Origin of the sequence: Streptomyces spiroverticillatus (assembly GCA_014650415.1) — a bacterium.
Lineage (GTDB): Bacteria > Actinomycetota > Actinomycetes > Streptomycetales > Streptomycetaceae > Streptomyces > Streptomyces spiroverticillatus.
Map to the genome: position 1 here is coordinate 107,544 of BMUX01000008.1, position 20,596 is coordinate 128,139.

Here is a 20,596-nt window from a genome sequence, read left to right on the forward strand (position 1 = left end):
TTTCGGCACGCCGCCGTGAGCCGTGTCTCAACCGTCCCCTCCGTCTTGTTTGTGCAACAAGTTGCATAGCAAGATCGACCTGCCCGCGACGTACTCACCGGTAACAGCGAACCCGCCCGGTCGCCCTCCCCGAAAGGCACCCCTCATGGCCGCCCCCCTCCTCTTCAACCCGCAGACCTACGACCCCCAGGGCTTCGACGCCGAGACGAGCAGGCTGCTGCGCGCCACCGTCGACTGGTTCGAGGCACGCGGCAAGCGCCGGCTCATCGAGGACTACCGCACCCGCGCCTGGCTGGCCGACTTCCTCGCCTTCTCCGCGAAGGAGGGGCTCTTCGCGACCTTCCTCACCCCCGAGGCCGCCGCAGGCGACAACCCCGACAAGCGGTGGGACACCGCCCGCATCGCCGCCCTCAACGAGATCTTCGGCTTCTACGGCCTCGACTACTGGTATGCCTGGCAGGTGACGGTCCTCGGCCTCGGCCCCGTCTGGCAGAGCGACAACGCCGACGCCCGCGCCCGCGCCGCCCAGCTCCTCGACCAGGGCGAGGTCTTCGCCTTCGGCCTCTCCGAGAAGTCCCACGGCGCCGACATCTACAACACGGACATGCTGCTCACCCCCGAAGGCGACGGCTTCCGCGCGACCGGCTCCAAGTACTACATCGGCAACGGCAACGCCGCCGGACTCGTCTCCGTCTTCGGCCGCCGTACCGACGTCGAGGGCCCCGACGGCTACGTCTTCTTCGCCGCCGACAGCCGCCACGAGGCGTACCACCTGGTCAAGAACGTCGTCGACTCCTCCAAGTACGTCAGCGAATTCCGCCTGGAGGACTACCCGGTCACCGCCGCCGACGTCCTGCACACCGGCCGCGCCGCCTTCGACGCCGCGCTGAACACCGTCAACGTCGGCAAGTTCAACCTCTGCACCGCCTCCATCGGCATCTGCGAGCACGCGATGTACGAGGCCGTCACCCACGCCAGCAACCGCATCCTGTACGGCCGCCCCGTCACCGCGTTCCCGCACGTGCGACGCGAGCTGACCGACGCGTACGTGCGCCTGGTCGGCATGAAGCTCTTCAGTGACCGCGCCGTCGACTACTTCCGCACCGCCGGGCCCGACGACCGCCGCTACCTCCTCTTCAACCCGATGACGAAGATGAAGGTGACCACCGAGGGCGAGAAGGTCATCGACCTCATGTGGGACGTCATCGCCGCCAAGGGCTTCGAGAAGGACAACTACTTCGCCCAGGCGGCGATCGAGATCCGCGGCCTGCCCAAGCTGGAGGGCACGGTCCACGTCAACCTCGCCCTGATCCTGAAGTTCATGAAGAACCACCTCCTGGACCCGGCCCCCTACGAGCCCGTCCCGACCCGCCGCGACGCGGCCGACGACGACTTCCTCTTCCGCCAGGGCCCGGCCCGGGGCCTCGGCTCGGTCCGCTTCCACGACTGGCGCCCGGCTTTCGACGCGTACGCGACCCTCCCCAACGTCGCCCGTCTGCGCGAACAGGCCGACGCACTCTGCGAGTTCGTGAAGACCGCCGCCCCCGACGAGGCCCAGAGCCGCGACCTGGACCTCCTCCTCTCGGTCGGCCAGCTCTTCGCGCTCGTCGTCCACGCCCAGCTCATCCTGGAGCAGGCGAAGCTCACGGACCTCGACGCGGACGTCCTCGACGAGCTCTTCGCCGTCCTCGTGCGGGACTTCTCCGCGCACGCCGTGGAGCTGTACGGAAAGGACTCCGCCACCGAGGCCCAGCAGAACTGGGCGCTCGGGGCCGTCCGCCGCCCCGCCGTGGACGAGGACCGCTCGAACCGCGTCTGGCAGCAGGTCGAGGCGCTGTCCGGCACGTACGAGATGGCTCCCTGAGCCCTCGCCCCACAGCCTGCGGGGAAGGCACCGGCACCGGCCGTGTACCTTCCCCGCATGGCAACGATCCACGAGACCACAGTGATCCCCACCAAGCTCGAACTCCTCACCCGGTGGCTGCCCACCCGCCCCTGGTACCAGGGCACTTCGGGAACCCCGGAACTGGCCAAGGCGGGCGGCTTCCGGCTGGACGACCCCGAGGGCGAGGTGGGCCTGGAGTTCATGGTGGTGACGGACACCTCCGGGGCGAGCCCGGTCGCGTACCACGTTCCCGTCACCTATCGCGGCGCGCCGCTCGAAGGGGCCGCCGAACAGGCCCTCGTCGGCACGACGGAACACGGGGTGCTGGGCAAGCGCTGGGTGTACGACGGCGCCCACGACCCGGTCCTCGTCGGCCAGTTGCTCGCCCTGCTCCACCAGCGCGCGGTGCCGCAGGCACAGAGCCTGACCGACACGCCGGATCTGTCCGTCACGGTGCACTCGGCCCTCTCGGGGGAGCTGGTACCGGCCGACGCGGCGGTCGTACGGGACGGGAAGGACGCCACGGACATCGCGGTGCGGGACACGGCGACGCTCACGGTGACGCGCGTGCTGCGGCCCGCTCCCGAGGGGTTCGACCGTGCGCACGTGACCGCCACCTGGCAGACCCCGGACGGCACCGAGCGCCGGGGAGTCTTCGCCGAACTGGCTCTCTGACGGCCTGACAGCCGGACGTCGACGGGAACACCTCGACCCGAGTCCCCACCTGCCGGGGCTGCTCACATCGGCCTCGGCTGCTGTCCTGAACCGGTGGGGGAGGCCACCCGTGCGGGTGGCCTCCGGCCCGCGAGAGCGTCAGCACCTTCCGGACTCCGCCGCCGACTTGAGGTCGCGGAGCCACTTCTCCAGGCCCTCGCGGAGGATCGCCCGCGCGGCGTCCTCGTTCGCGTCCACCACCGCGCCGGTGTGCGTCTCCTCGGTGGTCACCCGGACCCCGCCCCTGACCTTGGTGAACTTCCACACGTGCACGCCGTCGATGCGCAGGCCCGTGCCGAGGGCGGGTCCGGTCCAACGGATGCAGGAGCCCTGCTTGAGCTGTTCGACGGTCGACGTGATCTCCAGGCTGGTGGCGGGCGTCTGCGGGTTGGGCGGGATCGGGGTCGTCCAGCGGAACGCCGAGCCGGCGCGGAACGGGCCGTGGTCCAGGCGCTTCACGTCCGTGATGCCGGGCTGCCAGGAGGGCCAGCGCGCCACGTCCGTCTGGAGTTTCCAGATGCGGTGCAGGGGAGCGTGGACGACGGTCTCGGTGCGGTACCGGACGCGGGCGTCGGGGTCGACGCCCTGGCCCTGGCAGGTGAGGGAGGCGGGGGAGTGGGAGGACGCGGCCCCGGCGGGTGCGGCTGCGGCTGTGGAGCCGAGGAGCCCGGTGGCGACGAGCGGGACGGTGAGCAGTGCGGCACGGGTGCGGCGGATCGCGGACATGGTGGTCCCCTTCTCGGAACGGTCTCGGTTCGGCTGGAGCTATAAGTCGGTGTGTTCGTTAGAAGTTATAACTGGACGGCTTGTGAGGGGTCAACAGTTCAGTGATAGGTTCTAACGAAAATTGCGGCGAAGGTGGAAAGAAGGCGGCAGGCCGTGGCGAAGAGCAGTGCGAAGACGGACGCGGAAACGGGCCCGCAGGCCGATGCCGGGACCCCGCGCGAGCGCTACCGCGCCCAAGTGCGCGCGGAGATCAAGCAGCACGCCTGGCAGCAGATCGCCACGGCCGGAGCCTCGGCGCTCTCCCTCAACGCCATCGCCAAGCAGATGGGCATGAGCGGACCCGCCCTCTACCGCTACTTCGCCAGCCGCGACGACCTGATCACCGAACTGATCAGGGAGGCCTACCGAAGCCTCGCCGACACCCTCCACGCCACCGCCGCCACGGGCGCCGACCTCACCGTCCTCGCGCACACCCTGCGCGACTGGGCACGGGAGGACCCCCACCGTTACCTGCTCATCTACGGCACCCCGGTCCCCGGCTACCACGCCCCCCAGGACGTCACCGGCATCTCCGACGAGATCATGAAGACGCTCCTGGACGCGTGCGCCGCTTCCCTCGCCGCACGCAAGACCCCTCCCCCCGCCCCCGCGTTCCTGGCCGAGCACCGGGAGTGGGCCGCCGGGCATCCCGCCCCGCCCGCGGCCCTGCACCTGGCGCTGACCTTCTGGACCCGTATGCACGGCGTCCTGTCGCTGGAGCTGGCCGGCCACTTCGCGGGCATGGGCTTCGACTCCGCCCTCCTGTTCGCGGCCGAACTGGACGCCCTCGCCCCGCGCTGACGCCCCGGGCCCGGATCAGGTCCCGGCGCCCGCCCTGCGGTGCCGGAGGTTGACCACCGACGCCTTCGCCAGGGCCGCCGGGCTCAGGAACCGGGCCGGACCGATCAGCCGCGACGCGAACTGGTGCATGTGCTGGGCCACTTCCGTGTCACGCGCGGCCGCCGAGAACATCAGCCGCTCCACGGGGTTGAACGGCCGCGGCACGGCGAAGTCCGCCGCTATGAACTGGTGGCCGCGCAGCCGCCTCCCGTGGTGACGGGCGTACACCGCCAACGCCTTGTCCGTCCGCTCCGTCCTGTCAGCGTATGTCCGCCCTGCGACCGCCGGAGCCACCGCCCGCGCCAGCCACTGCGCGGACTGGAGCGCCCACCCGCACCCCACTCCCCACAGCGGGTCGCAGGTCAGCGCCGCGTCCCCGACGAGCGCGAGCCCCGGAGCGGTCGGCCTGCGGCTGTGCAGCGGGTAGTCGACCGTGCCGGTGATCTTCGTGACGCGCTCGGCCGCGTCGACGTCCGGCGCCCCGGGCAGCGCGCGGACGAAGTCGAGGAAACTGCCCTCCAGGTCCTCCCGGAAGGCCGGCAGGCGCTTCTTGTCCGGGAGCACGGCCAGCACCGTCACCCCGTCGTCGTTGGGGAACGCGTACGCCATGTCCGGTTCCAGGAACCAGGTGTGGCTGATCCCGTCCCGCAGCGGCAGATTCCGGTAGTGCGCCAGATACCCGAACCTGCCGTTCTTGTGCTCCCGCACCGGCACCCCGGCGTACTTCGCCACCACCGAGTCCTTGCCGTCGGCGCCCACCACCAGCCGGGCCCGGAATTCCCGCTCCCCGTCCGCCGACGCCGCCCGCACCCCCACGACCCGCGCATCGGCGCCCTCGCGCAGCAGCCCCGTCACCCGGTGTCCCAGCAGCAGGTCCACCCCGGGCGTCTCCGCGGCCAGCGACCTGATCAGCGGGTCCAGCGTGCTGCGCCGGACGTTGTAACCGATCGGCAGATCGGCGTCCGAGGCCGCGCCCCACGGCTCGATCCACCCCCAACGGGTGTGCCAGCGGCCCTTGTTGGGAACCGCACCGGCCTCCTCCAGGGCGGTGACGAGCCCCAGCTCGCTCAGCACCGGATGGGCGCAGGCCGTCAGGGAGTGCGTGCACAGGGCCTTGTGCGCATTCGGGTCCGACCGGCGCTCCAGCAGCGCGACGCGCACACCGCGCCGAGCGAGCAGTATCGCCGCGGCGCAACCGGCAAGGCTGGCCCCGCTGATGACGACGTCGTGGTCGCGTGCGGCCTTGCCGGGTGGCACGCTGTCGGGCCTGTTCATGGGCGGTCTTCTCCCTCGGGGCACGGGCCGTACTGGTGAGTAGTACGGTACCTCCCGCCCCATCCCCACCAACTCCCCTGTCTACACCGGCAAGTTGATGCATACCCCCTCCCCGTGGTGTGCGCGCGGTCCTACCGTGGAGCGCATCGGCCCGCGCTCTTCGGCCAGGAGGAACCCCATGACCGTGCACGGTGAACCCATGCCAGGCCCCTTCGACGAGGTCAAGATCCCCGGTGACGCGCTGGACGCCCTCACCGAAGCCCGCTCCCGCGCCTTCGACGAGGACATGCGGCAGCGCGAGGAACGCGCCCGGCGCAACGCGGCCCTCATCGAGGCGGCGGCGGCCGTGCAGTCCGGCACGATCGACCGGGAGGCCCTCGCCGCCTGGGAGGAGCAGGTGCGCACGCGTCTGGCGCAGACCCCGACGTACGTCCGGCCGCCCGAGGCGACGGCGGACGCCGCGATCGCCGACCTCCAGCTCTTCCGCCGCCCGTGGCCCTGGCCCCGGTCCAGGGCCTCCGACGGCAGCCAGCAGGCGACGGTGGACCTCGGCAGCGGCGAGGCGCACGTCGGCCTCGGCCTCTACAACAGGACCGGAGCCGCGGGCGGCACGGCCGAGATGGGCGGCCCGTTCCGCCTGCCGTCCTTCAGCGACTTCGAGTTCCGCACCACGGTCGACTACCGGTACGACTGGTTCTTCTCCACCGCGATCGGCAGCGCCGACAGCCAGGGCTGGATCTCGGTCATCGTGGACGAACTCCTCGACGCCCCCGGCTCGCAGTGGCACCCCGTGGTCAACCGCAGGGTGCAGCTGTGGTCGGACTCCACCGGCAGCGCGGGCTCCGACGGGGCCACCGAACGCGGCAACAGGCTCACCGTCAACGAACGCTTCCGCGGCCGCCCGGACGCCAACTACGTGTGGTGGGTCGGCGCCAACGAGACCATCCAGACCCAGTTCCAGGCCACCTCCCAGGCCAACCTCTACGTCGAACTCCTCTACCTCGTCGCGCTGGCCCGCGTCTGAGCCCAGAAGGCCACCTGGCGAGACGCCGGGACATTCTCCCGAGACAGAAGGACATTCATCCGCTCGCAGACGCTTCCTAAGGTCGAGGGCAGCGGCACCGACCGGGCACCCGCCCGCACCCGGCAGTCCGCGTATCCATGCCTTCGACCAGCAGGAAGCCCCCATGCGCGCAGTGATCCAGAAGTCCTTCGGCGGCCCCGAGGTCCTGGAGACCGTCGAGCTGGAACGCCCCGTTCCGCTCGACGGCGAGGTCCTCGTCCGCATCCACGCCACCGCCGTCAACCCCGTCGACCTGGTGGTCCGCTCCGGCAAGCACCCGATCCTCGGCGAACCCCCGTTCGGCGTCGGCTGGGACGTCTCGGGCGTCGTCGAGGAGGCCGGTCCCGGCAGCGGATACGCGCCCGGCGACGAGGTGTACGGCATGCCACACTTCCCCCGCGCCGCCACCGCGTACGCCGACCACGTCCTCGCCCCCGCCCGGCAACTGGCCCGCAAACCCGCCACCCTCGACCACGTGCACGCCGCCGCCCTGCCGCTCGCCGCCCTCACCGCCTGGCAGGGCCTGGTCGACGCGGCCGGTCTCACGCAGGGGCACCGGGTGCTCATCCACCGGTCGGCCGGGGGAGTGGGCCACCTCGCCGTCCAGCTCGCCAAGGCACGCGGCGCCCACGTCGTCGCCCTGGCGAGCGCACCCAAGCACGACTTCGTACGGAGCCTGGGCGCCGACGAGGTGATCGACTACCGCACCACCGACTACACCGAGGCGGTCCGGGACGTCGACGCCGTCCTCGACTCCTCCTCCGAAGGCGTACGGTCCCTGAAGGTTCTCCGCCCCGGCGGCACCCTGGTCAGCATCATGGAGTACCGCGACCGCGAACTGGCCGCCCGCATCGAGGCCGCCGGACGCCGCTTCGCCGGCATCGCCGTCGAGCCCGACCGCCCGGCGCTGGAGTCCATCGCCGCACTCGTCGACGCGGGCCGCATCCGCCCGTACGTCGCCGAGACCTTCCCCCTGGAGGAGGCCGCCACGGCGCACGAGCTGGTCGGCGGCGGCCGGGTGCAGGGCAAGGTCGTCCTCACGACGACGTGACCCTAGGGTTTGCGGGGGCCCGACGAAGGACCAGGGACCGGCCCACGACCAGCGGATTCAAAGGGGAAAGCAGGATGGACATCCTGACCGAGGCGCTCAGCTCCATGCGGACCGGACGGCCCACGTCCGTACGCACCGAGGGCCGCGCCCCCTGGGCCCTGCGCCTGTCCCCGGCCGCAGGGGCGGGATTCCACATCGTCCTGAGCGGCACCTGCTGGCTGATCCCGCTCGACGGCGCGCCCGTCGCCGAGCCGATCCCGCTCGGCCCCGGCGACGTGATCTTCCTCCGCGACGGTACCGGCTGCATCCTCGCCGACCACCCCTCGACGCCCGCCGAGGACGTGGAACGCCCGGTGCGGCGGCAGGACTCGTGGCCGATCGGCACGGCCACCGTCGGCGGCGACGGCCCGCGCACCAGCCTGCTGTGCGGCCACTACCAACTGGACCGGACCCGCCCGCACCCCCTGATCGGCCGGCTCCCGGATCTCGTGCACCTGCCGGCCCGCCCCGGCCGCCACCGTGAACTCCGCGCGGCCGTCGAGCTGTTGGGGGCCGAGCTGGAGAATCCGCGGATCGGCTCCGCCGGCATCGTCCCCGCGCTCGTCGACTCGCTCCTGCTCTACATCCTGCGCGCCTGGCTCGACGACCAGGCCTCGACGGCGACGCCGGGCTGGGCCGCCGCCTTCGAGGACCCGGCCGTCGCCCCGGCGCTGAACGCCATCCACGAGGACCCCGCCCACCCGTGGACCGTCGAGGCCCTGGCCGGACGGGCGGGGCTGTCCCGGGCGGCCTTCGCCCGCCGGTTCGCCGCCCTGATCGGCGAACCCCCGATGGCGTACCTCACCCGCTGGCGCCTGACGACCGCCGCGAAGCTCCTCCGCGAGTCCGAGGCCCCGCTCGGCGCGGTCGCCGCCCGCACCGGCTACGGCTCGGAGTACGCGTTCGCGAAGGCCTTCAAGCGGGAGTACGGGCAGGCCCCGGGCGGATACCGCCGCGAGGCCCGCGCCGCCTGACGCGCCGCAAGGCGCCTACCGCTCGTCCGGGATCCAGTTCCCGTGGAACCCCACCGGCACCCGCACCGGCAGATGGATCCGCGCCACCGGTTCCGCCTCCAGGTCCCGGGCGTCCAGCACCACCAGGTCCGTGGCGTCCCGCCCGGGCTCGAAGACGTAAGTCAGCAGCCAGCCGTGGTCCTCCTCGCTGCCCTGCCCGGACGGTACGAACACACCCTCGCCCACGTCGCCGCGCGGGTCGAAGCGGTGCTCCTGCGTCGTGCCGTTCACCAGGTCGTACTTGACCAGGCCGATCCCCACCTGCGTGATGTCCGGCGGCAGCAGCTCGCCGGGGGTCTCCAGATGCAGCCGGGAGCGCTCCGCCCCGTACCCGTCGCCGGGCTGGACGACCCCGTACCCGAACCGGTGCTCCAGCGTCGCCCGGCGCGGGTCGATGCGGGGGAACTCCACGGGCCGGTCGTCAAGTTGCTCCTGGCGGACCGTCCCTGCGGTCAGGTCGACCGTCCACTTCTCCAGGCAGGGCGGCGCCTCGTCGGGGCCGAAGCGCGAACTGCGGTCGAAGAGCTTGTCGTAGCGCACGAGGTGCACGGTGATCGTGCGGCCGTCCGCCGACTCGTACGCGCCCATCGGATGGAAGACGAAGCACGGGTCGATGCCCAGCCAGCGCACCGCCTCCGCCGGACCCTCGCGCGGCAGTACGCCGAGCCGCGCCGGACGGGCCGGGTCCCAGACGTAGGGGAAGTTGTCCCCGCGCGAAGCGCCGTCCATGTCGAAGACCACCGGCAGGTCGTACAGCAGGACGTAGGACGCGGTCAGCGAGAAGTCGTGCATCATGGGGCCGCCCTCGACCGGCACGTCCACCCGCTGCCTGATCCGCCCGTCCAGGCCCGCCACCAGATACTGCACATAGGGGTACGCCCAGCAGTACGCGACCGCGTGCAGTTCACCGGTGGCTGGGTCGACGGTCGTGTGCGCGGCGAAGCCACCGGGCAGGGTGCCCCGGAAGTCGTACGGGCCCAGGGTGTTCAGCTCGTGGTCGAGCTCGTAGGGGAGCGCCCCGCCCTCGACGGTGGCCAGGTTGCGGCCGGCGAAGCTCAGGATGTGGGTGTTCGGCGCGAAGTCCATGCCCAGGTGGCGCGGACCCTGCGGCCCCTTCTCGCCGAGCCGGGCGGCCACGGCGTCGCTGCGCACCCACCGGTTGCGGTACCACTCGGCCCGCCCGCCGCGCAGCCGCACCCCGTGCACCATGCCCTCACCGCTGAACCAGTGGTGGGCGGCCGGGTCCTCGATGTTCAGCGGGTTGGGGCCGTTGCGCAGGAAGCGGCCGGTCAGGGCCTCCGGTATGCGGCCGGTGACGTGCAGGTCGTGCGCGGTGACCTCTTCGCTGACGGGGGCGAACAGGCCTTCCAGATAAGGGTTGTTGCGGTCGTCCGTCATCGCGGCCTCCTCGGGGAGGGGCGGGCCCGACGGCCCGTCCGCATCCCACCCTGCCCCAGCGCACCGCACCCGAACAGGCCCCGGACAGGACCGGCTAGCCGCGCGTGACCGACCGGATCCAGGCGAGCTGCTGGGAGACTTCGCCTGCTTCCGCACTGGACTCCCGGTCGGAGCCGTAGAAGACGCCGAGCAGAACCTCCTTGCCCTTCGGGGCGATGCTCATGACCGGGCCGCCGGAGTCGCCGCCCGCGGGGATGCCGGACCCCTTCAGCATGCAGAAGTCCGGTCCGCCCGGCAGGGTGTGGCCCGTGCAGCGGGGGTCGTTGGGCTTGACGACCTTGAGGTCGGCCTGCTTGAGGACGGGGGACTGGCAGGCGTTCTCGTCGGTGGTGCAGGTCGCGCCCCAGCCGTACTGCCGGACGGTCTGACCGGGACGGACGGGGGCGGCGGACAGCTTCGCCGGCGTGACCTTCATCGGCTGGACCTTGATCAGCACCATGTCGGCCTTGGCGCTGCCAACCCGCTTCCCCGCCAGCGGGCGCACGGTCTGGCCCTTGCGGACGTCGAGGCTGCCGACCTTGAACGAGATCCGCTTGTCGGCGATCGGCTGCGCCTGCTCGTAGAAGCAGTGCGAGGCGCTGAGGATCCACTGCGTGGTCACCGCCGTCCCGGTGCACGCCGGTTTCCCGTCCACGAACATGCGCACTGCCCATGGCCCGTACGTGCTCTTCGCACCGCCGATGACGGCGGAGGCCGGTGCGGCGGACAGGACCGAGGCGGTCAGCAGCAGGGGGACGGACAGGAGCAGGGCGCGCAGGCGACGGGTCATCAGGAGCGGTTCCTCTCGACGGTGCTTCACTGTGCTGGGGCCGTACACGGGGTCAGATGACCAACCGGGGCGAACGGTTCCGTACCGCTGTGAAGAGGAGGGCTGCCCGGCCTGTCCCCGCCGGAAGCCGCGTCGTAGCCTGAGAAAGACTTTCGCCCCGACAACGGCGACGAATGCACCACCAGAAAAACCTCACGGGGGATCCGCCATGAATGCCTTACCTGCCATAGCGCAGCCCTTTTCCGCTCCTTTCCCGGAATGTCCCGTGGACGCCCTGCGGAAGCAGGAATTCGGCTACCTCGACGACGAGGACCACTGCTACCTCGACTACACCGGCGCCGCCCTGCCGCCCCGCAGCCTGCTCGACCTCCACCACACCCGTCTGACCAGTACATCCTTCGGGAATCCGCACTCGGCGAGCCCCGCATCGGCACGCAGCACCGAACTGGTCGAAGAAGCCCGCAAGGCCGTCCTCGCATTCTTCCGTGCCTCGCCCGACGAATACACGGTCGTCTTCACCGCCAACGCGACCGGCGCCTGCCGCCTCGTGGGCGAAGCATTTCCCTTCGGCCCCGGAGTTCCCTTTCTCCACCTCGGCGACAACCACAACTCCGTACTCGGAATTCGCCGGTTCGCCACCGCCCGCGGGGCGCGCGTCGAGACCGTACGGCCGGACCTGCCCGATCTGCGTACGTCGTACGAAGCCCTCGCCCCGCACCTGCACCCCGCCGGCCGGCGCTCGACCGACTCCCGGTCCGACCTGCCGACCGGGCTCTTCGCCTTCCCCGCGCAGAGCAACTCCACCGGTGTGCAGCACCCGTTGGACTGGATCGACCGCGCCCGCGAGGCCGGCTGGCGGGTACTGCTCGACGCCGCCGCGTACGCCCCCGCCAACCCGCTCGACCTGTCCCGCCACCACCCCGACTTCGTCTGCCTCAGCTGGTACAAGATCCTCGGCTTCCCCACCGGAGTCGGCTCCCTGATCGCCCGCCGGGACGCCCTGGCAGCCCTGCGCCGCCCCTGGTTCTCCGGCGGCACGGTCCGCGCCTCCAGCACCCACCTGTCCTGGCACGTCCTGGACGACCCGCCCGCCTCCTTCGAGGACGGCACCCTCGACTTCCAGAACATCCCCGCCGTCGCCGAGGGCCTCAACTGGCTGACGGGAGTGGGCATTTCCGCCGTCCACGACCACGCCACCCGCCTGACCGCCCGCCTCCTGGACGGCCTGCGCACCCTCACCCGCCCGGACGGGACCCCCGCCGTCCTCGTCCACGGCCCCGACGGCACCGCGCTCCGCGGCTCCACCGTCGCCCTCACCCTGGTGCACGCCGACGGCCGCCCCCTCGACGACCGCCTGGTGGTCCGCGAGGCGGCCCGCGCCGGGATCTCCCTGCGCACCGGCTGCTTCTGCAACCCGGGCGTCGGCGAGGCCCTCAACCACGTCACCGCCGACCAGGTGCGCCGGGCGCTGGCCCACGACGACCGGCCGAACACCGAGGAGTACGTACGCCGCCTCCACCCGCCCTACCCCGGTGTCGTGCGCGTCTCCGCCGGAATGGCCACCAGCGCCGCCGACATCGACCGCTTCCTGGCCCTGTGCCGCGACCTGGCCACCGGCCCGTCCCCGCACCGGGAAGTGCTGCCACCGCGCACCGCCTGCTGAACCCCGCACGGGAGTGGGCGGCCGGACTCGGGTTTACGGCTTTACGGCCGCGTAACACCCGGACCCGCGACGGGAAACACGCACCGCCCAGGCTGAACCCCATCGCGTACGGACCCCGGGCCACAGGGGTCCGTACCAGACCACGGCGCAGGACCCGCGACCGGGCGGGGACCGACGGCGACCGTGCCCGCGGGCCTCTGAGCGCCCGCGGTGGGGAGTGCAGGGGCGGTGACTGCATCCCGCATCCGAACCACGATCGCTTCGAGGAGCGACAGCCGCGATGACAGTCACGACGAAACGCACGACGAAACGCACGACGAAACGCACGACGACCCGCACGACGACACAGGAAACCCCTTACGCCATGGCCGAGTTGGCGAAGGAGTCCCGCATGGGCGGGGCCGGTACGGAGACCTCGTCCCGGGAGATCCGCCGGATCGACCTGAGCGACTTCGACGCCCGCCGGGCCGAGATCACCGAGCAACTCTGGTCCGCCGCAACGGACATCGGCTTCTTCCAGCTCGTCGACCACGGCATCCCGCAGGAGCTGGTGGACGGCGCCTTCGCCGACGCCGAGGCCTTCTTCGGCCTGCCGGAGCGGGCCAAGTCCCGGCATGCCCTGAAGAAGGGGCTCAACGCGGGCTGGGAGTCCATGACCCAGGTCAGGCCGTCGGTCGGCACCCCGGACCAGAAGGAGTCGTACCAGCTCACCCGCCCCCACATGGACGGCCTCTGGCCCGACGACGCGCTGCCCGGATTCCGTGCCCGCGTGCTCCAATTCGAGGCGCACTGCCGGGAGTTGGCGATGAAGGTGCTGTCCTGCTTCGCGGACAGGCTCGGCCTGCCGGACGGCTTCTTCGCCCGCGCCCACGACCCGGCGAGCGCCCAGTACCAGTCCACGCTGCGGATGCTGCACTACTTCGCGGTGCCCGAGGACACCGAGATCCCCGCCGACGTCTGGCGGGCGGGCGCGCACACCGACTTCGACTGCCTGACGCTGCTCTTCCAGCGCGACGGGCAGGGCGGACTCCAGGTCTGCCCGGGCAGGGAGGCCGAGGCGCAGGAGTGGACGCCGGTCGAACCGGCCGACACCGTCATCACCTGCAACATCGGCGACATGCTGATGCGGTGGAGCGACGACCGGCTCCCGTCCAACTTCCACCGGGTGAAGTCACCGGGCCCCGAGGACGACCGCGCGGCGCGCCACAGCATCGCGTTCTTCGCGCAGGCCGACAAGGACGTGGTGATCGAGGGCCCGGAGGGCCGCTACCCGCCGATCACCGCGGGCGACTACATCCGGCAGCGGATCGCCGCCAACTTCGCGCGCTGAAGAGGAGATACGACGGAGGGCCCGCCGGTGCTGTGTTCGGCACCGGCGGGCCCTCCCCCGCACAAGCGGGCCGGATCAGACCAGGTCGTACCGGTCCAGGTCCATGACCTTCTGCCAGGCGGCGGCGAAGTCCTTCACGAACTTCTCGTTCGCGTCGTCGCTCGCGTACACCTCGGCCACGGCGCGCAGCTCGGAGTTCGAGCCGAACACCAGGTCGGCGCGGGTGCCCGTCCACTTCACGGCGCCGCTCGCGTCGCGGGCCTCGAACTCGTCCTGCGCGGAGGAGGTCGACTTCCACTCCGTGCCCAGGTCCAGCAGGTTGACGAAGAAGTCGTTCGTCAGCGTGCCGACGCGCTCGGTGAGGACACCGTGCTTCGAGCCGCCCTGGTTGGCACCGAGGACGCGCAGACCGCCGACGAGGACGGTCAGCTCGGGGGCGCTCAGCGTGAGCAGGTTCGCCCGGTCGAGCAGCAGGTACTCGGCGGGGAGGCGGTTGCCCTTGCCCGCGTAGTTGCGGAAGCCGTCGGCGGCGGGCTCGAGCGCCTCGAACGACTCGACGTCCGTCTGCTCCTGCGAGGCGTCGACGCGGCCCGGCGTGAAGCCGACCTCGACGTCCACGCCGCCGTCCTTGGCGGCCTTCTCGACCGCGGCGGTGCCCGCGAGGACGATCAGGTCGGCCAGGGAGACCTGCCGGCCGCCCTTGGCGTTGAAGGACTCCTGGACGCCCTCCAGGGTGCGCAGCACCTGGGCGAGCTCGTCCGGGTTGTTGACCTCCCAGTTGCGCTGCGGCTCCAGGCGGATGCGGGCGCCGTTGGCGCCGCCGCGCTTGTCGCTGCCGCGGAACGAGGCGGCCGAGGCCCAGGCGGCGGAGACCAGCTGCGAGACCGTGAGGCCCGAGCCGAGCACCTGCTCCTTGAGCGCCGCGATGTCGGCGGCGTCCAGCAGCTCGCCCTCGCGGGCCGGCAGCGGGTCCTGCCACAGCAGCACCTCGGAGGGGACCTCCGGGCCCAAGTAGCGGGCGACCGGGCCCATGTCACGGTGCGTCAGCTTGTACCAGGCGCGGGCGAAGGCGTCCGCGAACTGGTCCGGGTTCTCGTAGAAGCGGCGCGAGATCTCCTCGTACACCGGGTCGAAGCGCAGCGAAAGGTCCGTCGTGAGCATCGTCGGACGGTGCTTCTTCTCGGCGTCGAAGGCGTCCGGGATGATCTCCGGGGCGTCCTTGGCGACCCACTGGTGGGCGCCCGCCGGGCTCTTGCTCAGCTCGTACTCGAACTCGAAGAGGTTCTTGAAGAACCCGTTGCCCCACTGGGTGGGCGTGGTGGTCCAGGTGACCTCCAGGCCGGACGTGATCGCGTCCTTGCCGACACCCGTGCCGTACGTGCTCTTCCAGCCGAGGCCCAGCTGCTCCATCGGGGCGGCCTCGGGGTCGTCGCCGACGTTGTCCGCCGGGCCCGCGCCGTGGGTCTTGCCGAAGGTGTGGCCACCGGCGATGAGGGCGACGGTCTCCTCGTCGTTCATCGCCATCCGGCGGAAGGTCTCGCGGATGTCGCGGGCGGCGGCGACGGGGTCCGGGTTGCCGTTGGGGCCCTCGGGGTTGACGTAGATCAGACCCATCTGGACCGCGCCGAGCGGGCTCTCCAGGTTGCGGTCGCCGGTGTAACGGGCGTCGCCGCCCAGCCACTCGGTCTCCGGGCCCCAGTAGACGTCCTCCTCCGGCTCCCACACGTCCGCGCGGCCACCGGCGAAGCCGAAGGTCTCGAAGCCCATGGTCTCCAGGGCGACGTTGCCGGTCAGGACCAGCAGGTCGGCCCACGAGATGGACTGGCCGTACTTCTTCTTCACCGGCCACAGCAGACGGCGGGCCTTGTCCAGGCTCGCGTTGTCCGGCCAGCTGTTGAGCGGCGCGAAGCGCTGCTGCCCGGCACCGGCGCCGCCGCGGCCGTCGCTGATGCGGTACGTGCCGGCGCTGTGCCAGGCCATACGGATCATCAGCGGGCCGTAGTTGCCGAAGTCGGCCGGCCACCAGTCCTGGGAGGTGGTGAGGAGTTCGGCGATGTCCTGCTTGACCGCCGCGAGGTCGAGCGCCTCGAAGGCCTTCGCGTAGTCGAAGTCCTCACCGAGCGGGTTCGCCACGGCGGGGTTCTTGGCGAGGATCTTCAGGTTCAGGCGCTCCGGCCACCACTGACGGTTGCCGCCGCCCTGCGTGGGGTGCGCGGCCCGGCCGTGGGCGACGGGGCAGCCCCCGGTCTCCTCCGGCTTCGGGTCGGTGACGATCGCATCGTGGTTGTCAGCCATGGGTTCCTCTCAAGCTGGGCAGATCAGCAAGTCTCAGCGGATCTCAGAAATCTGATGAGCGGGTGGCCGGTACGGACTGCCTGGTGTCCTGTCGCTTGGCCCGTGGCCCGTCGCCAAGAACCGATCCTATGATGGACTGGGTCCAGGTCAAGAAGCTCACCTGTTCCATGTTTCATCAAAACTATGACAACGGCCTTTAAACTCGACTCGTTTTCACCGATTCGCGTCACCGGCCTGCACCGTCCTGCATCGGCAACATCGGCAACATCGGCATCAACGACTTCATCGACATCAACGGGGGTGGTTCGTCATGAGTGACCTGCTACAGCGGCTGCGCGGGCGCGGCTGGCGGATGACTTCGCAGCGGCGTGTCGTCGCGGAAGTCCTCGACGGCGACCACGTCCACCTCACGGCGGACGAGGTGCACGCGCTCGCGGTGGACCGGCTGCCGGAGATCTCCCGGGCGACCGTCTACAACACGCTGGGCGAGATGGTCTCCCTCGGCGAGGTCACCGAACTCTCCACGGACGGCCGTGCCAAGCGCTACGACCCCAACGCGCACCGCCCGCACCAGCACTTGGTCTGCTCGGGCTGCGGCGTGATCCGCGACGTCCACCCGGCGGGCGACCCCCTCACCGACCTCCCGCCGGACCAGCGCTACGGCTTCACGGTGTCGGAGGCGGCGATCACGTACAGGGGGCTTTGCCCGGGGTGTGCGTGAGGAGGCAGCGGCGCGCGTGAGGGCTTATCGGTACGTGGGGCCTCCCGAGTTGAGGGCTCTCGCCCGCACGGGACGCACGATCCGCTCGGCGGCGGACTTCGCCGCCTGGGCGGCGGGCCGGGACGCGGAGGAGTTCGCGGAGCCCTTCACCTACGTGGTCGACGCCGAGGGGGTGCTGCGGCTCGCCCCCCGGCGCAGCGAGCACGTGGCGTGCGCGGGCGGGGGAGCGGTCCTGGGAGCCGGCGAGATGAGCTTCCGTACGGAGAACGGGCGTTGGGCCGTCGACGAGGTGACCAACCAGTCGACCGGCTACTGCCCGGACCCCGCCCGGTCCTGGCCCGCCGTCGCGGAGGCGCTGGACCGGGCGGGCACTCCCCGGCCGCCGGGCTTCACGTACGAGGTGATCTTCCGGCGGTGCGTGGCCTGCGCGCAGGTCAATGTCGTACGGGACGCCCACTTCGCGTGCGTCTTCTGCGAGGAGGACCTGCCGCAGGAGTGGAACGTGGACGTCTGAGGGTGCCCGAGGGTCACGCCTGACCGCACCGCTCGCGCAGCAGGTCCACCCCCTCGCCCTTGAGTTCGTCGCAGTACGCCGCGCGGCCCGTCATCGCCATGATCAGGGCCAGGGTCGAACCGGTGACGGGCGCTCCGGACCCGGCCGTGAAAGGTCCGTCGTTCGCGACGAGCCGCAGGCCGCGGATGCGCCCCTTGGCGAGGACGACGAGGTCGGTGCCCGCGTAGTACGCGGCCACACGCGTGAGGGTCTCGACCGGCTGGTCGCGGACGATCCCGAGCGGGCGCCGGATGTCCTGTCCGTGTACGACGGTCTCGCCGAGCAGCGCCAGGACGGGCAGCGGAGGCTTCGTCGTACTGGGAATCGCCCGCCGGAACCGCTCCAGGGTCTCGCCCGGGGTGGCACCGAGCTGTTCCGCCAGCCGTACGGCGACCTGCTTGTCGAAGTCGAACCGGCAGCGGATCACCCCCGCCATCCACTGCACGGGGTTGAGCCGGGCCGAGGCGGTGAGGTGGGCGAGCACCTCACGCACCGTCAACTCACTGCACAGGGAGGGGGTTTCCCACTCCTGGCCGGTGAGGTGCGCGAGGTCGTCGGCCAGCGCGGCACGCTCGGCGTGGACGAGGGGCCAGGCGGTGGGCTTCATGGGGGCGGGGTCTCCTTGCGGCGGCGGTGCGGTGCCGGTCGAAGGGGAGACTCCCACCAGGAGCCGAATTCATCGCACCCCGTCCCCCGATCGCAGCACCCGGAAGCGGTCGGGGGACGCCGGGTCGCGGTCGACGACCTGCACGGGGGCGTCGGCCCACTGCCACACGGTGCTGCCCGGGGTGCGGGAGAAACGGATCCGCCCGCGCGTGCCGTCGACCACCAGGCTCGGCCAGGAGGCGGCGATGCGTGCGCGATCGGCACCGTGGATCCGGAGGGCCTCGGTCAGGACGGTGGCCGCGTCGTACCCCTCGTAGGCGACGAACGAGGGAGCCCCGAGCTCTTTCTCGACGCGCAGTCCCAGCGGGCCCAGCTGCTCGGGCAGATACCGCAGGAAGGGAATCCCGGCCCCCAACTCCCCCTCCCACTGAGGGAATTCAGGCTGCCCGGCCGGAGCGCCGACGAGCAGCCCTTCGAACCGCGGATCGCTGCGTACGGCGGCCACCAGCGGTATGGCCGGTTCCGGATGGCCGGCCAGGAGCAGCAGGGCGCTCACCTCGGCCTCCACGAGCGCGTCGCACGCCGACGCGACCGTGTGCGCGCCCATGTCGATCCCGGTGACGGCGAGGCGGTCGCTCAGGATGCGGGTCCCGGCAGCCCAGTAGGCACCGGCCTGGTACGCCACCGCGATACGGGAATGACCCGCGCCGGCGAGATGGTCCGCGTACACCCGCCACCCCCGGGACTGCGGCGGCGAGAGCCGCGCGACCCAGTCCGACGGCTGCTCGGTGAGGACGTCGATGACGGACGACGCGCAGAGGTACGGCACTTGCCGGGCGTCGGCCCGCGTGGCGACGGCCCGGGCGACGACACTGTGGTACTCGCCGACCAGCGCCACCACGCCTGCCTCGGCCAACTCGTCGACGGCGTCGGCCGCCCGCTGCGGATCGGCCGCGGTGTCCCGCACGACCAGCTCCAGCTCCCGCCCGCCGACCCCGCCGGAGGCCAGGGCGTCCCGCACTGCCAACTCCATCCCGGCAAGCAGGTGTTGCCCGGCCTCGGCCCACCCGGGCCGACTGAGCGGTGCGAGGGCGCCTATGCGGACGGGTGTGCTCATGCGGATGCCTTCTTCCCTGAACCGTTCGTGCCGACCTCGCGACCCCCCGGCCGCTCCCAAGATCGCCGACGGGGCAGCATAGGCCGCACGGGCGGCGCCTTGCCAGGATTTCCTGACCGGGACAGGGGCCGCGAGGCCGGTCGTCCCGTGCGCCCTGCGGGAGACGGGCTCGGAGCAGGGCCCCCGGCGTCGCGCCTGCGCCGTGCCGGGGATGCTGTCGTGCGACTCAGGTCCCCTGGCTTCGCCGCCGTGCAGGGGAGGGTGGGACCCCGGCCCGTGCCACCGACTGCCCCGAGGGCTTCCAGCGTCGCGGCTGAGCCGTGTTCGGGAGGCCATGCCCGGTGCCAGGGGTGCCGCCGTACGGTTCGGCAGCGCCCCGGCGTACCCCTCCCGGCCCACCCGCCTCAGCACACTCGCGAGCTACTCACCCGGGCTCTGCCACCGACCCGCCCTGCGCGGCGGCCTCACCGGCCCCTGCCGCAGGCCGCACGGGCTTCCGACCCAGGAGGTAGGCCTGTTGCCCCTGCCGGGGCCGCTCCTGCTCGCTCGGCTCGCGGATCAAGCGGGCGACCTCCAACAGGCCTGCCCTGCCGAGCAGTTCAGCGATCCGGTCGGGGGAGGTCCAGTACACGTCGAGGGAGAGCTCGTGCCCGTAGGCGTGCTCCAGGTGGCGCAGCCTGTCACCGGCCTTGAAGGCGATCAGCGCATGCCCGCCCGGGGCCAGCACCCGGTGGAACTCCGCGAACACCACCGGCAGCAGCTCCGGCGGAGTGTGCACGACGGAGTACCAGGAGAGGACGCCCCCGAGACTGCCGTCGGCCAGGTCCAGGCCGGTCATGGACCCTTCCGCGAAGCGGAGGTCCGGATACCTGCGCCGGGCGACCTCGACCTGCCGCGACGACAGGTCGACACCGAACGCGTCCACCCCGAGGGACCGCAGATGCGCCGTCACGTGCCCGGGCCCGCAGCCGAGGTCGGCGACGGGCCCGGCGTCGAGCTTCCGGGTGAGCTCCGCGAACGCGCCGATCATCGCGCGCCCGTGCACGTCGTCCGCGAACGTGGCGGGCACCAGCTCCGCGTAGCTGACGGCGACGGTGTCGTAGGCGAGACGCGTGGCGTGCAGATGGTTCGCTTCGGTCATGGCCGGGCACTCTAGCCGCCTCCCGCCTGCGGCAGCCCGTGGCCCCCGCGCCCCGCGCCTGCCGCTGCGCGGCCTCGCCTGCTGCCGCGTCTCGCGGTCGCCGCGTCCTGCCGCTGGGTGGCCCGTAGTCTCCGGTCGCACTTTGCCTGCCGTCTCCCGCCCACGGCAGCCCACGGCCCCCACGCCTGCCGCTGCGCGGCCCGCAGCCTCCGGTCGAGCCTTGCCCGCCACCTTCTGCCCACGGCAGTGCACGTTTCCCGGGCCTCGGGGTTGCCGCCGCGCGGTCTCGCCTGCTGCC

General features: G+C 71.7%; 18 protein-coding genes. 10 read left to right on the forward strand and 8 right to left on the reverse strand.

The genetic code is table 11. The features are described 5' to 3' along the window. The first annotated feature begins 145 nt into the window (after nt 1-145). Together IE269_RS22150 and IE269_RS22155 are read left to right on the forward strand one after the other, a co-directional pair. A complete protein-coding gene (locus tag IE269_RS22150; RefSeq protein ID WP_189824824.1) occupies nt 146-1,864 on the forward strand; it encodes an acyl-CoA dehydrogenase family protein in 1,719 nt (572 codons plus the stop codon). A gap of 57 nt (nt 1,865-1,921) precedes the next feature. Beyond that, entirely contained in the window at nt 1,922-2,560 is a 639-nt protein-coding gene (locus IE269_RS22155; protein WP_189824825.1) for a maltokinase N-terminal cap-like domain-containing protein, read from the forward strand. Nucleotides 2,561-2,698: 138 nt separating this feature from the next. On the opposite strand, the gene IE269_RS22160 is transcribed toward IE269_RS22155, so the two are convergent. Next, entirely contained in the window at nt 2,699-3,325 is a 627-nt protein-coding gene (locus tag IE269_RS22160; protein ID WP_189824826.1) for an SRPBCC family protein, read from the reverse strand. Nucleotides 3,326-3,478: 153 nt separating this feature from the next. Here IE269_RS22160 and IE269_RS22165 point away from each other — a divergent pair, with 153 nt between their 5' ends. Beyond that, complete coding sequence (locus tag IE269_RS22165) at nt 3,479-4,165, forward strand: TetR/AcrR family transcriptional regulator (protein ID WP_189824827.1); 687 nt, start codon at nt 3,479-3,481, stop codon at nt 4,163-4,165. Nucleotides 4,166-4,180: 15 nt separating this feature from the next. On the opposite strand, the gene IE269_RS22170 is transcribed toward IE269_RS22165, so the two are convergent. Further along, nucleotides 4,181-5,479 carry an NAD(P)/FAD-dependent oxidoreductase gene (locus IE269_RS22170; RefSeq protein WP_189824828.1) on the reverse strand — a complete coding sequence of 433 codons (1,299 nt, stop codon included), beginning with the start codon at nt 5,477-5,479 and terminating at the stop codon, nt 4,181-4,183. Between the two features lie 178 nt (nt 5,480-5,657). On the opposite strand from IE269_RS22170, the gene IE269_RS22175 reads away from it, so the two are divergent. The 3 genes from IE269_RS22175 (at nt 5,658) to IE269_RS22185 (ending at nt 8,606) form a co-directional block, all read left to right on the forward strand. Beyond that, nucleotides 5,658-6,503 carry a hypothetical protein gene (locus IE269_RS22175; protein WP_189824829.1) on the forward strand — a complete coding sequence of 282 codons (846 nt, stop codon included), beginning with the start codon at nt 5,658-5,660 and terminating at the stop codon, nt 6,501-6,503. A gap of 163 nt (nt 6,504-6,666) precedes the next feature. Next, complete coding sequence (locus IE269_RS22180; protein WP_189824830.1) at nt 6,667-7,593, forward strand: NADP-dependent oxidoreductase; 927 nt, start codon at nt 6,667-6,669, stop codon at nt 7,591-7,593. Nucleotides 7,594-7,667: 74 nt separating this feature from the next. Beyond that, nucleotides 7,668-8,606 carry an AraC family transcriptional regulator gene (locus tag IE269_RS22185; protein WP_189824831.1) on the forward strand — a complete coding sequence of 313 codons (939 nt, stop codon included), beginning with the start codon at nt 7,668-7,670 and terminating at the stop codon, nt 8,604-8,606. 15 nt (nt 8,607-8,621) lie between these two features. On the opposite strand, the gene IE269_RS22190 is transcribed toward IE269_RS22185, so the two are convergent. Both IE269_RS22190 and IE269_RS22195 read right to left on the reverse strand, forming a co-directional pair. Next, nucleotides 8,622-10,043: a carotenoid oxygenase family protein gene (locus IE269_RS22190; RefSeq protein WP_189824832.1), complete on the reverse strand. Its 1,422-nt coding sequence runs from the start codon at nt 10,041-10,043 to the stop codon at nt 8,622-8,624. 94 nt (nt 10,044-10,137) lie between these two features. After that, nucleotides 10,138-10,872 (reverse strand): S1 family peptidase, encoded by a 735-nt coding sequence (locus IE269_RS22195; RefSeq protein ID WP_189824833.1) that lies wholly within the window; start codon nt 10,870-10,872, stop codon nt 10,138-10,140. Between the two features lie 265 nt (nt 10,873-11,137). Here IE269_RS22195 and IE269_RS22200 point away from each other — a divergent pair, with 265 nt between their 5' ends. Then, entirely contained in the window at nt 11,138-12,535 is a 1,398-nt protein-coding gene (locus IE269_RS22200) for an aminotransferase class V-fold PLP-dependent enzyme (RefSeq protein WP_189824834.1), read from the forward strand. Nucleotides 12,536-12,815: 280 nt separating this feature from the next. Next, on the forward strand, nt 12,816-13,865 hold the full coding sequence (locus IE269_RS22205; protein ID WP_229898058.1) for an isopenicillin N synthase family dioxygenase: 1,050 nt from the start codon (nt 12,816-12,818) through the stop codon (nt 13,863-13,865). Between the two features lie 75 nt (nt 13,866-13,940). Here the strand turns inward: IE269_RS22205 and katG are convergent, their stop codons facing one another. Beyond that, nucleotides 13,941-16,160 (reverse strand): catalase/peroxidase HPI, encoded by a 2,220-nt coding sequence (gene katG, locus IE269_RS22210; RefSeq protein ID WP_189824835.1) that lies wholly within the window; start codon nt 16,158-16,160, stop codon nt 13,941-13,943. A 310-nt stretch (nt 16,161-16,470) separates the two neighbouring features. On the opposite strand from katG, the gene IE269_RS22215 reads away from it, so the two are divergent. Both IE269_RS22215 and IE269_RS22220 read left to right on the forward strand, forming a co-directional pair. Continuing rightward, nucleotides 16,471-16,881, forward strand: a complete 411-nt coding sequence (locus IE269_RS22215; protein ID WP_189824836.1) for a Fur family transcriptional regulator — start codon at nt 16,471-16,473, stop codon at nt 16,879-16,881. Between the two features lie 16 nt (nt 16,882-16,897). After that, the gene (locus IE269_RS22220) at nt 16,898-17,395 is read left to right on the forward strand and encodes a hypothetical protein (RefSeq protein WP_189824837.1); all 498 of its coding nucleotides are present in this window, start codon (nt 16,898-16,900) and stop codon (nt 17,393-17,395) included. A gap of 13 nt (nt 17,396-17,408) precedes the next feature. On the opposite strand, the gene IE269_RS22225 is transcribed toward IE269_RS22220, so the two are convergent. The 3 genes from IE269_RS22225 to IE269_RS22235 all read right to left on the reverse strand — a co-directional run bounded on the left by IE269_RS22225 (nt 17,409) and on the right by IE269_RS22235 (nt 20,298). Next, nucleotides 17,409-18,041 (reverse strand): maleylpyruvate isomerase family mycothiol-dependent enzyme, encoded by a 633-nt coding sequence (locus tag IE269_RS22225; RefSeq protein ID WP_189824838.1) that lies wholly within the window; start codon nt 18,039-18,041, stop codon nt 17,409-17,411. Nucleotides 18,042-18,110: 69 nt separating this feature from the next. Then, nucleotides 18,111-19,157 (reverse strand): ABC transporter substrate-binding protein, encoded by a 1,047-nt coding sequence (locus tag IE269_RS22230; protein ID WP_189824839.1) that lies wholly within the window; start codon nt 19,155-19,157, stop codon nt 18,111-18,113. Nucleotides 19,158-19,581: 424 nt separating this feature from the next. Further along, the gene (locus IE269_RS22235) at nt 19,582-20,298 is read right to left on the reverse strand and encodes a class I SAM-dependent methyltransferase (RefSeq protein WP_189824840.1); all 717 of its coding nucleotides are present in this window, start codon (nt 20,296-20,298) and stop codon (nt 19,582-19,584) included. Nucleotides 20,299-20,596: the final 298 nt, after the last annotated feature.